The sequence below is a fragment of the Actinoplanes sp. NPDC051633 genome, from assembly GCF_040681735.1.
Classification (GTDB): domain Bacteria; phylum Actinomycetota; class Actinomycetes; order Mycobacteriales; family Micromonosporaceae; genus Actinoplanes.
In genome coordinates this window covers 1-10,353 of record NZ_JBFAZH010000150.1, presented here as the reverse complement: position 1 = coordinate 10,353, position 10,353 = coordinate 1, and the positions used below count along the sequence as shown (strand labels likewise).

At 70.6% G+C, this 10,353-nt stretch carries 11 protein-coding genes; 5 read left to right on the top strand and 6 right to left on the bottom strand.

What is annotated here, in order from left to right; translation table 11 throughout:
* The coding region (locus AB0M20_RS11665; RefSeq protein ID WP_364297064.1) for a hemerythrin domain-containing protein at nt 1-678 on the bottom strand (678 nt) is incomplete at its 3' end.
* A 113-nt stretch (nt 679-791) separates the two neighbouring features.
* Nucleotides 792-1,379: a hypothetical protein gene (locus AB0M20_RS11660; protein WP_364297062.1), complete on the bottom strand. Its 588-nt coding sequence runs from the start codon at nt 1,377-1,379 to the stop codon at nt 792-794.
* A gap of 79 nt (nt 1,380-1,458) precedes the next feature.
* Here AB0M20_RS11660 and AB0M20_RS11655 point away from each other — a divergent pair, with 79 nt between their 5' ends.
* Nucleotides 1,459-2,334 carry a sigma-70 family RNA polymerase sigma factor gene (locus tag AB0M20_RS11655; RefSeq protein WP_364297060.1) on the top strand — a complete coding sequence of 292 codons (876 nt, stop codon included), beginning with the start codon at nt 1,459-1,461 and terminating at the stop codon, nt 2,332-2,334.
* On the opposite strand, the gene AB0M20_RS11650 is transcribed toward AB0M20_RS11655, so the two are convergent.
* Complete coding sequence (locus tag AB0M20_RS11650; protein WP_364297058.1) at nt 2,331-3,275, bottom strand: hypothetical protein; 945 nt, start codon at nt 3,273-3,275, stop codon at nt 2,331-2,333. The two genes, AB0M20_RS11655 and AB0M20_RS11650, sit on opposite strands and share 4 nt — an antisense overlap.
* Nucleotides 3,276-3,348: 73 nt before the next feature.
* Nucleotides 3,349-4,230 carry a sigma-70 family RNA polymerase sigma factor gene (locus tag AB0M20_RS11645; RefSeq protein WP_364297056.1) on the bottom strand — a complete coding sequence of 294 codons (882 nt, stop codon included), beginning with the start codon at nt 4,228-4,230 and terminating at the stop codon, nt 3,349-3,351.
* A 74-nt stretch (nt 4,231-4,304) separates the two neighbouring features.
* On the opposite strand from AB0M20_RS11645, the gene AB0M20_RS11640 reads away from it, so the two are divergent.
* Nucleotides 4,305-5,459, top strand: coding sequence for a glycosyltransferase (locus tag AB0M20_RS11640; RefSeq protein WP_364297054.1), 1,155 nt, complete (start codon nt 4,305-4,307; stop codon nt 5,457-5,459).
* Here AB0M20_RS11640 and AB0M20_RS11635 read toward each other — a convergent pair.
* Together AB0M20_RS11635 and AB0M20_RS11630 are read right to left on the bottom strand one after the other, a co-directional pair.
* Nucleotides 5,417-6,166, bottom strand: a complete 750-nt coding sequence (locus AB0M20_RS11635; protein WP_364297052.1) for an SDR family oxidoreductase — start codon at nt 6,164-6,166, stop codon at nt 5,417-5,419. The genes AB0M20_RS11640 and AB0M20_RS11635 overlap by 43 nt on opposite strands.
* Complete coding sequence (locus tag AB0M20_RS11630; RefSeq protein ID WP_364297050.1) at nt 6,121-7,647, bottom strand: cytochrome b N-terminal domain-containing protein; 1,527 nt, start codon at nt 7,645-7,647, stop codon at nt 6,121-6,123. The genes AB0M20_RS11635 and AB0M20_RS11630 overlap by 46 nt, the downstream gene beginning before the upstream one ends.
* 143 nt (nt 7,648-7,790) lie before the next feature.
* Between AB0M20_RS11630 and AB0M20_RS11625 the strand changes: the two genes are divergently transcribed.
* Genes AB0M20_RS11625 through AB0M20_RS11615 form a run of 3 tightly spaced genes read left to right on the top strand, consistent with a single transcriptional unit; the run spans nt 7,791 to nt 10,329 of the window.
* The gene (locus AB0M20_RS11625; protein ID WP_364297048.1) at nt 7,791-8,714 is read left to right on the top strand and encodes an NAD(P)-dependent oxidoreductase; all 924 of its coding nucleotides are present in this window, start codon (nt 7,791-7,793) and stop codon (nt 8,712-8,714) included.
* 2 nt (nt 8,715-8,716) lie between these two features.
* Nucleotides 8,717-9,529: an oxidoreductase gene (locus AB0M20_RS11620; RefSeq protein WP_364297046.1), complete on the top strand. Its 813-nt coding sequence runs from the start codon at nt 8,717-8,719 to the stop codon at nt 9,527-9,529.
* Nucleotides 9,530-9,585: 56 nt separating this feature from the next.
* Complete coding sequence (locus AB0M20_RS11615; protein WP_364297044.1) at nt 9,586-10,329, top strand: SDR family NAD(P)-dependent oxidoreductase; 744 nt, start codon at nt 9,586-9,588, stop codon at nt 10,327-10,329.
* The last annotated feature ends 24 nt before the right edge of the window (nt 10,330-10,353 follow it).

The following is a 10,353-nucleotide window of genomic DNA, read 5'->3' as shown; positions in this document are numbered from 1 at the left end:
GCCGCGCGCGGGTCGGCGGGGGGCCGAGGTCTCAACGCCCATCGGGCCGGCGTCCCCGCGCCGCCCCCCCCCCCGCGGCAGGAGCCACCGCACCGGCGCCGGCGCGCCGGAGATCATCCGGGCGACCACCACCGGATCGGCCTCGTACTGGATCATCCCGAACGTCCTCAGCCCTTCCGACGGCCGGTTGTCCCTCCTGGCCCGCCGGCCCATCTCCTCCCATTCGTCCCGGGTCATCGCCCCCGCCGCGATCGGCAGGAGCCGTTCCTCCTCCGCGTCGAGGTGCTCGGCGAGGTTGCCGTAGAGGGCGTCGAGCAGGTCCGCCATGCGGTCGCGTTCGGCCGGATCCGCCGTCGTCGCCCACCGCGGCCGGATCCGCTCGATCTCGGTGAGCAGGCCGTCGACGCGCTCGTGCTGGCTCTCCATCAGGTGCACCATCGGGGCGAGCTCGTCGGGCACCCGCTGCAGCAGCAGCGGCCAGGCCAGCTCGTCCTCGGCGGTGTGGTGGTCGTGCAGGCACCGGGCGATGTAGTCGAGGTGCCGGGCGACGGCGCGGGCGCGGGCGACGTCGCCGGCGCGGACTCCGCGGACGACTCCGGCCGCGAGGCGGAACTCGCGCCGGAAGAACGTGTGGACCGCCGGCATCTCCGCGGTGTCGATGCGAGTGCTCGTGCTCATGGGAGGACGTCCTTCTGCTCGTGGGCTGGAGCACCCACGATCGGCCGCGCCGCCTGCGTCCTGCTTGCAAGCCGCTTGCAGCCAGGGGTGGTCGCACACCGGGCGGTCCGCCGTCAGGTCGGGGGCATGACGCCGAGGGCGGTCAACAGCATGGGTACGGCCAGCAGGATCACGGCCAGCGCCACGGGTGCGCCGAGCACACCGAGGGCGACGACGCCCTTGCCGAGTTGGAAGCGCCGTGCGTACGAGATCGCCAGGACGCCGTAGCCGGCCGCGACCAACAGGAAGAAGAGCACGTAGGCGACGGCGGCCAGGCCGATCTCGTCGGGGTCGCCCGTCAGACCCGTCGCCAGGCCGACGGCTTGCACCAAGCTGCCCAGGCCGTACACGGCGAGCAGCGCGAACGCTCCCCACAACAACACGCCGAGTAACGGCGGCGGAAGAAGTCTCGGTCGGCGGGCGACCGACAACAGTGCCACCGCGGCGCCCACGACCTTGAGCACGGTGACGAACCAGTTCATCACGCTGAGCCCAGCGGAATACTCGGCATAGGGACCGGAGGCGAAGTGGTCGGTCAGCTCGAAGGCGACGTTGACGACCGCGAACCCGATGCAGGCCAGGGCGACCAGACGGCCTGTCGCGACGATGCGGGCGCCGGGCGGCGCAGGGGTCTTGAGCGATTTCGTCGTACCTGTTTCCATTGGCGTTCCTCCATCGGTTACCTCAGTCCTTCCGGTCTCGTCACATTCATGACGGAACGCGCTGCAGGGAGGTAACGACATGACCGGGTCGGACGCGCACGAAGCCGTCGCGCAAGCCTTCGAGGCGCAGCGTGAGCGGCTGGTGGCGGTGGCGTACCGGATGCTCGGATCGCGCATGGACGCCGAGGACGCGGTGCAAGAGGCATGGCTGCGGCTGGCGCGCCAGGAGCCCGCCACGATCGACAACCTCGCCGGCTGGCTGACCACCGTTGTCGGCCGGGTCTGTATCGACGTCCTGCGCTCGCGTAAAGCTCGGCCCGAGGCGCCGTCCGACCAGCTGCCCGAGTTGCTCGTGGCCGCGGACGCCGGCGACACACCGGAGGACGAGGCGGTGCTCACCGACTCTGTGGGGCTGGCGATGATGGTGGTGCTCGACACCCTCCGCCCGGCCGAGCGGCTCGCCTTCGTCCTGCACGACATGTTCGCGGTGCCGTTCGAGGACATCGCCCCGATCGTCGGCCGGTCCACGGACGCCACGAAGATGCTCGCCAGCCGGGCCCGCCGGAAGGTGCAGGACAGGCCGCGCGCCTCCGAGGAACCGAAGCGGCAGCGTGCGGTGGTCGACGCGTTCATCGCAGCATCCCGCGAGGGAGACTTCGAAGGGCTGCTGCGGGTGCTCGACCCGGACGTGACGTGGCGCGCCTACACCGGGCGTGGCGTCGTCGTCAGACGGGGAGCGACCGAGGTCGCCACCCGGGCTCAGCTCGGGGCCAAGGCCCAGGTGAGCACGAGCCCGGTGTTCGTCAACGGCGAGCCGGGATTCGTGGTCTGGAACCGGAAGGGCACGCCGCTGGGCGTCATGGCGTGCACCGTGGCCGATGGTCGCATCATCGAGATGGTGTCCGTCACCGATCCTGCGCGCCTCGCGTCCATGGACCTCCCGCGGTCCGGCTAGGCGCGCCCGGTCCGAGGGGAGGTCTGCGCGGCATGAACCGGCCGAGACGCGTCCGGGTGGTGGGAAAGCCGCTGCTTCAGGACGGCCAGGCCGTAGATGCCGGCTCCCGGCGTGGAGAGCACGGCTATGACGGCCACCGCGGGTTCGACCATTCCGCCCTGGGCGAGCAGGACCTCGGTCGGCCCTTGCAGGGCGGCGACGCAGCACCCGGTCCAAGTGGTGAGCCAGGCCAGCCGGGGCCACCGGCTCGCCGCCGAGAGCATGGGAACGACGAAGGCCGCGATGCTCAGCAGTCCGGTCACGAGCAGCACGGTCCGCTGCGCCGGCATGTCCATCCCCTGGGGGCCGCTGTTTCCGGGACCGGCCGAACCCCAGAAGATCATCGCGACGCCGAAGGGAAGCAGACCTGCCGCCCCGGCCGCGGTGAACCACCACGATGGTCGCTGGGGCCGCTGTGCGATTAGCGAGCCCCATCGGTTGAGTACGTGAGCGATGACCAGGACCGCCATCGCGAGACCCAACAGCCCGAAACCGCTGTAGACGACTACGAACACCCAGGGCGCCATACCCGTGTCCTGGGCCGGCCCCACCTCACCTCTCGTCACCGCCTGGACGACGAGCCCGACCGGTAGCCCCACCAGGATCGGGGCGAGCAGCCCGGTGGCCCCGGCCGCGAGTACGAACACCAGCCGGGCCGGCACGCGGTTGGCCCACGACCGCGTGAGCAGGACGACGAAGACGGCCGCGACCACCATCAACAGAACGGTGATGCTGTTGCCGGCCACGAATCTGGTGCTGCTCAACTCGTCCGCGCCGTGACGGTCGGTCGTTCCGACCTTCGAGCCGGTCAGCCACAACAGCTTCAACACCAGATAGGGGAAGGTTGCCAGGACGGCGGCGAGGAGTGCCGCACGGTGCAGATGGAGGCGCTGAGCGCGCATGGTCGACTCCTTGGTGGCGAGGTGTTCGTCAACCAACTGACGTACGGCGCCAGGGCCGGGTAACAGCTCCGCTTCAGTCCTGAGGGCGGGGCAGGTTGATCGTCGCGAGCTGGGCCGGGTCGGTCACCGACTCCATCTCGACGATCCGGCCGTCGACGACCGTGCACGCCATGACCGTGCGCAACCTGCCGTCGGGAGTCCATGCCGCGACCCCGAACTCTCCGTTCACCCGCACCCGGCGCGCTGTGCCACGTGCCCGTCCGGCCCTCTGGACCCTGGCGGCCACGTCCGTTGACCCCCTCCGCACGACCAGGCCGCGAGCCGTGTGTACCCGCCATGTCACGTCCGGGTCGAGCACGCGCAGCAAGCCGTCGAAGTCTCCGCGGCTCGTGGCGGCCATGAACGCGTCGACCACGGCGCGCTGCTGCCGCTGGTCGGCGGTCGGCCGAGGCGTGGACTGGACCTTGCGGCGGGCCCGCCAGGCGAGCATCTTGGCGGCGTCGGTGGACGTGTCGATCATCTCCGCGATCTCGTCGAACGGCACCGCGAACATGTCGTGCAGCACGAAGGCCAGGCGCTCGGCGGGACCGAGGCTGTCCAGGACCACCATCAGCGCCAGTCCGACCGACTCGGCCAGCAGCGCGTCCTCCTCCGGGCCCGCGCCGGCGTCCTCGGTCACGACCAGCTCGGGCAGCGCCTCGTCGAAGCGCGCCTCGGGCCGGGTCCGGCGTGAGCGCAGCACGTCGATGCAGACCCGGCCCACGACCGTGGTCAGCCAGCCACCGAGATTGCCGATCGCGCCCGGCTCCTGGCGCGCCAGCCGCAGCCACGCCTCCTGCACCGCGTCCTCGGCGTCCGTCCGCGACCCGAGGATCCGGTGCGCCACGGCCACCAGCCGCCCGCGCTGCTCCTCGAACGCGTGCGCCAGGGGCTCGTCCGGACCCGTACCGGTCATGTTCGTTACCTTCCCCTCGACGGTTTCGTCACGAACATGACGAGAACGGGGAGAGGGAAGTAACCGGGATGCCGATGCGCGTGTTGTTGTCGACGTACGGATCACGAGGCGACGTCGAACCGATGGTGGCCCTCGCGGTGCGGTTGCAGGAACTCGGCGCGGAGGTGCGTTGCTGCGCGCCTCCGGACGAGGAGTTCAAGGAGTTGTCGGCTCGCGCACGCGTGCCGCTGGTGCCGTTCCCCAAGCCGTGGCGCTCATGGGAGCGGCCACCGAGCGCGGAGGAGCGCCGGCAACGCGTGGCCGACTTCATCGATGCGCAGCACGCCACGGTGGCCGACGCCGCGGCCGGCTGCGATGTGATCGTGGCGACCGCCATGTCGCAGTTCGTCGGGTCGTCGGTGGCGGAGAAGCTGGGCATCCCGTACCGGTACGTACTCTTCTGCCCGGACGTGCTGGACGGCCTGGGCGGCCGCGGCTTCGACGAGTTGTTCGGTGAGCCCGTCAACGCCCATCGGGCCACAATCGGTCTGCCGCCGGTGGGGGACGTCGGCCGGTTCATGTTCACCACCCGCCCGTTGCTGGCCGCCGACCCGATCCTCGCTCCGTGGCCCGGTCACGAGCGCTTCGACGTCATGCAGACCGGGGCGTGGATCCTGCCCGACGAACGCCCGCTCCCGGCCGGCCTGCTGAGGTTCCTGGACGCCGGCGACCCGCCGGTGTACCTGGGGTTCGGCAGCATGCGCACCGTGGACGCGGACACCACGCGGGCGGCCGTCGAGGCGATCCGTGCGCAGGGCCGCCGGGCACTGGTCGGCCGTGGCTGGGCCGGCCTGACCCTGGTGGACGATCGGGATGACTGCTTCGTCACCGGGGACGTCAACCAGCAGGAACTCTTCACGCGCGTGGCGGCCGTGGTGCATCACGGCGGCGCCGGCACCACGACCACCGCGGCCCGCGCCGGCGCGCCGCAGGTGGTCGTGCCCCAGGGCGGTGACCAGATCTATTGGGGCGGCCGGGTGGCCGCGCTCGGGATCGGCGCGGCGCACGATGCCCCCGTGCCGTCGGCCGCGTCGCTGTCGGCCGCGCTCACCACGGCTCTCTCGCCGCGCATCCGTGCACGAGCGACCGCGGTGGCCGCGGAGGTCGGCACGGGCGGGGCGATGAGGGCCGCGCGGCTGATGCTCGCTCACCCGGCCAGGTCCGCGAGCCAGGCGTCGAAGGTGGTGTGAGCGATGTCGGCGTCGGGGCCGGGAAGCAGGACGTCACCAGCCATCGACTCGTCGAACACGCCGTTGTGCCAGGTCGGAACCAGGCGGACCGCCCGGCCCTGAGCCGCGTGCGTGCGCCGGGCCATGTCGACGAGGTCCTGGGCATCGGGGCCGGCGATGTCACCGTGCCGGCCCTGCGGCCGTCCGGCGGCGACCCGGGCCAGCACGCCGGCAACGTCCGCCGGGGCGATCGGCTGGATCAGCAGGGGCGGGACCAGGGCCGTGCCGTCCCTCTCCGACCAGGAAGCGACCATCGCCGCGAAGTCGTGGAACTGGGTCGAGGGCACGATCGTGAACGGGACGTGACCCGCCTGCACGGCGGCCTCCTGCGCCCGCTTGCCCGCGTAGTGCGCGTTCCCCTCGACCTTGTGCACGCCCGCGATGCTCAGCAGCACGTGGTGCCGCACCCCGGCTCGCTCCTCGGCCAGCAGCAGGTTGTTGGTGGTCGTCGTGAAGAAGCCGACGGTCTCCGCCCGGTCGGGCGCTGTGCTGTTCAGCACGTCGATCACCGTGTCCACGCCGGTCAGAGCCGGTTCCAGCCCGGCTCCGGTCCGGACGTTCACGCCCTGGCTCAGGCTGATCCGTCGAGCCTCGTGCCCATCGCGTTCGAGGGCTTCCACGGTCAGCGAACCGATTCGGCCGGTCGCTCCGATGACGGCAACACGCATCGTTCTTCCTTCCTCTCCGGTGGGGATGTGAGTACCTCGTTGAGTTTCTTGGGCACGGGGGCACCGGCGTACCGGCCGTCACCGGGCAGCGGCTGGTGGGCCTCGACGTATCCACCGTCCGCGGTGCGCCGGATGATGCCCGTCTCGATGCCGTGGACGAGCACCTCGCGGTCATGCTGTTGCAGGCCCAGGCAGAGCCGGTAGGTGATCGAATACACCAGCGGCGGGAGGAGGAACAGCAGGATCCGGCCGGCCCAGATCATCGCGTTGAGGCTGATGTGGAAGGTCAGCGCGATGACGTCGCCGGTGCCGGCGAGCGTGAGCACCGACCAGAAGGTCAACGCCATCGCGCCCAGAGCCGTCCGGGCGGGCACGTCGCGGGGGCGTTGCAGCAGATGGTGATGATGGCGGTCGCGCCGGTGCAGAAGCGGATAGCCGACCGACAGCCCGAAGAGGACGGCCGGCAGCACTATGCCGGGCCAGAACAGCGAGGGAATGACGTACCTGTCGCCGAGCGGTATCGATATGTCCCAGGCCGGCATCAGCCGCAGTCCGCCCTCGAGAAAGAGCACGAACCAGTCCGGTTGCGCCCCCGCGGTCACGACCCCGGCGCGGGCCGGCCCGTACACCCAGACGGGGTTGATCTGCAGCAGGCCGCCGAGGAGGGCGACCGTGCCCACCACCACGAAGAAGAGGCCGGCCCGCTTCAGTGCGTACCTGGGGAACAGCCGCTCACCCACCACCGCCGCGTTGGTGCGGCGGGCTCCGGTCCATTGGGCGCGTCCGTCCCGCAGCGTCAACACGATCAGCAGGACGAAGAGCCCGAGCAGGAGTGCGGGGAGTACGGACGTGTGGAGCGCGTACAACCGGTGGATGACCGCCTCACCCGGGAACTCGCCACCGAACAGCGCCACCGCGAGCCACGTCCCGACGACCGGCACCGACAGCACGATGCTCCACGCGATGCCCAGCCCGGTGAACGAGCGCCCGTCGTCGGGCAGCATCGTGCCCGCGTAGGCCTGTGCGACGCCCGTCCAGAACACCAGGGCGGTGGCGACCCAGGCGAGTCGGCGGGGCCGGCGGAAGGCGCCGGTGAAGAAGACGCGCAGCAGATGCAGCATGATCGCGGCCAGGAACAGCAGCGCCGCCCAGTGATGGATCTGCCGGACGATCAGGCCGCCGCGGACCTCGAAGGAGATGTCCAGTGTGGATGCGTACGCCGCGGACATGCGGGCGCCGCGCAGGGATTCATAGGCGCCGTCATAGGTCAGCTCCCGAGCCGACGAGTCGTAGAAGAGCGCCAGGAATGCCCCGGTCATCAGGAGCACGACGAAGGAGAACAGCGCGATCTCGCCCAGCAGAAACGACCAGTGATCGGGAAACACCCGATTGAGCAGCGATCGCAGCGGTGTACCGGCGCGCAGACGTGCCGCCCGATCGGGTTTGCGGGGAACAGCTTGCCGGACCGGGAGATCGGTCATCGGTGCCTCCCGAACTCGAGTGTGTGGTCACTCATGAGTCGATCGCGGGCGACGAAACGTGACAGCTGGTGACCCGTGACACATCCACGGGGTTCGCGGCACATTGCCTGTGACGTTCCCGCCGGGTGCCTCGTCACCGGGTCATGCGAAACATTGTGATCACCGGAGCCAGCGGCGTTGCCGGCCGGCGTGCCGTACGGGAACTGCTGTCGAGAGGCCATCGAGTCGCCGGCGTCACGCGGTCCGCCCGCGGCCGGTCGCTGCTCGAAGGACTCGGGGCCCGCGCCGTCGAAGCCGAGGTCTTCGACCGGTCCGCGCTGGAGCGGGCGTTCGCCGGCGCGGACGTCGTCATCAACCTTCTGACGCACGTTCCGCCGGCCGACCGCATGGCACGGCCCGGCGCCTGGGACGAGAATGATCGCCTGCGCCGGGAGGCGTCGGCCGTCATCGCGCGCGCGGCGCAGGCCGTGGGTGCCGAGCGCCTGATACAGGAGTCGCTCGCGTTCCTCTATGCCGACGGCGGCGACGCCTGGCTGGACGAAAGCGCGCCGGTCATCGGCGGCGGCACGACCACGACGGCACTGACTGCCGAGGCCAACGCCACGCATCTGTTCGCCGGAGACACGGTCATCCTGCGCTTCGGCATGTTCATCGGTCCCGACAGCCACCTGTCCCGGGCGAACGTCGAGGACGCGCGCAGCGGAATCTCGCCCGGTGTCGGCCGGCGGGACGCGTACCAGCCGACCCTCTGGCTCGACGACGCCGGCACCGCGGTCGCCTCGGCGGTCGCCGCACCTGCCGGCACCTACAACGTGGCCGACACCGATCCGCCGACACGAGAGGAGATCGACGCAGCGCTCGCCGCCGTCGTCGGGCGCGACGCGCTTCGGCCACCGATGGACGAGATTCCGTCCGAAATGGAACCGCTGAGCCGATCCCAGCGCCTGTCCAGCCAGAAGCTGCACGAGGCTACCGGCTGGACCCCGCTGGTCCGGGCCGGAACCGACGGATGGCGCCTGGTCGCGGAGAACTCGTGGACGTCACTGTCCAGGCACGAAGGAAGGTAGCCATGACCAAGATCTGCCTCGTCACCGGCGCGTCATCCGGAATCGGGCTCGCCACGGCCCTCGAGCTGCGACACGCCGGCCACACGGTGTACGGCGCGGCCCGTCGCGTACCCAAGATGGACGCTCTTCGCCGGGCCGGCGGCCACCCGCTCGCGATGGACGCCAGGCACAGTGCGGACCTCGACCGCGTCGTCGAAACGGTGCTGCACGAGCAGGGACGCATCGACGTACTCGTCAACAACGCCGGAACGGTGCTGCACGGCGCGGCCGAGGACGTACCCCTCGATCTGGCCCGCGATCAGTTCCAGGTGAACCTGTTCGCGCCGGCCCGGCTCGTGCAGCTCGTCCTGCCGAGCATGCGCCGCCGGCGGTCCGGCACCATCGTCAACGTCTCCTCGATCGGCGGCGAGATCGCGCTGCCGCTCGGCGCCTGGTACTACGCCTCGAAACACGCGCTCGAGGCGTACTCCGACACCCTGCGCATGGAGGTCGAACCGTTCGGCGTCCGCGTCGTCATCATCCAGCCCGGCATCATCAGGACCGAGTTCGAGGACCGGACCGCCGCGCAATTGAGGCAGTACTCCGGCGACGGCGCCTACCGCCACATGGCCGAGGCGATGGCCCGGGAGGCGACGACCGGGCTGGCCGGCGGCTCCGACCCCGACGTCGTCGCACAGGCCATCCGCGCCGCCGTCGACTCCAGCCATCCGGAAACCCGCTACGCGGTCGGCGCGATGGCCGAGCAGCTCCTGAACCTCAACCGGACGCTGCCCGACGAGGAGTTCGACAAGCTCGCGACCCGGGCGATCCGCTGACGGTGAGGCCGCCCACACCGTGTTACAGGTCGACCGCGCTTCTCGTCACGAAGGGCATGACGAACTCACGACAGACCTCGGTGCTGGTCACCGGAGGCAACAAAGGACTGGGGTACGAAGCGGCCCGCCGGCTCGGGGAACGAGGGTGGACGGTCTTCCTCGGCTCACGTGACCGGGAACGCGGCCAAGTGGCCGCCGACAAGCTGGCCGCCGGTGGCGCCGACGTGGTCATGATCCCGCTGGACGTCACGTCGGACGAGTCGGTGGCCGACGCCGTGTCGCTCGTCCGGCAGCACACCGACCGGCTGGACGTGCTCATCAACAACGCGGGCGCGCCCGGAAACGTCGTCCCGCCAGCGGCGGCGACGGCCGACGAGATCCACTCCGTTTACGACACCAACGTGTACGGGCCGATCAGGGTCACCCACGCATTCCTGCCCCTGCTACAGGCCGCGGAGCATCCGCGGGTGGTGATGGTGGGCAGCGGCGGCGGTTCCTTCGCGGTCGTGACCGACCCGGACCAGCCGGTCTCGAAGATGCACGAGCTCGCCTACAGCTCGTCGAAGGCGGCGCTGCACATGATCACCGTCCGGTACGCCCAGGCGCTGCCGGCCATCAAGTTCAACGTCGCCACGCCCGGCGAGGTCGCCAATCACAAGATCGCGGCCACCGACATGAACCGGCACACCGGCCAACTGACGGTCACCGAGGGCACCGACTCGATCGTCCGGCTCGCGACGCTCGACGCCGACGGCCCGACCGGGATCTTCGTCGACCGCCTCGGCCCCGTCGCCTGGTGATCACGCCGACCCCATCGCTATGCA

What these genes read in the sequence shown, in the direction of transcription:
- AB0M20_RS11615 (WP_364297044.1), top strand. Translation starts at nt 9,586, where the DNA reads ATGACGAACTCACGACAGACCTCGGTGCTGGTCACCGGAGGCAACAAA.
- AB0M20_RS11645 (WP_364297056.1), bottom strand. Translation starts at nt 4,230, where the DNA reads ATGACCGGTACGGGTCCGGACGAGCCCCTGGCGCACGCGTTCGAGGAG.
- AB0M20_RS11640 (WP_364297054.1), top strand. Translation starts at nt 4,305, where the DNA reads ATGCGCGTGTTGTTGTCGACGTACGGATCACGAGGCGACGTCGAACCG.
- AB0M20_RS11660 (WP_364297062.1), bottom strand. Translation starts at nt 1,379, where the DNA reads ATGGAAACAGGTACGACGAAATCGCTCAAGACCCCTGCGCCGCCCGGC.
- AB0M20_RS11625 (WP_364297048.1), top strand. Translation starts at nt 7,791, where the DNA reads ATGCGAAACATTGTGATCACCGGAGCCAGCGGCGTTGCCGGCCGGCGT.
- AB0M20_RS11650 (WP_364297058.1), bottom strand. Translation starts at nt 3,275, where the DNA reads ATGCGCGCTCAGCGCCTCCATCTGCACCGTGCGGCACTCCTCGCCGCC.
- AB0M20_RS11655 (WP_364297060.1), top strand. Translation starts at nt 1,459, where the DNA reads ATGACCGGGTCGGACGCGCACGAAGCCGTCGCGCAAGCCTTCGAGGCG.
- AB0M20_RS11635 (WP_364297052.1), bottom strand. Translation starts at nt 6,166, where the DNA reads ATGCGTGTTGCCGTCATCGGAGCGACCGGCCGAATCGGTTCGCTGACC.
- AB0M20_RS11620 (WP_364297046.1), top strand. Translation starts at nt 8,717, where the DNA reads ATGACCAAGATCTGCCTCGTCACCGGCGCGTCATCCGGAATCGGGCTC.
- AB0M20_RS11630 (WP_364297050.1), bottom strand. Translation starts at nt 7,647, where the DNA reads ATGACCGATCTCCCGGTCCGGCAAGCTGTTCCCCGCAAACCCGATCGG.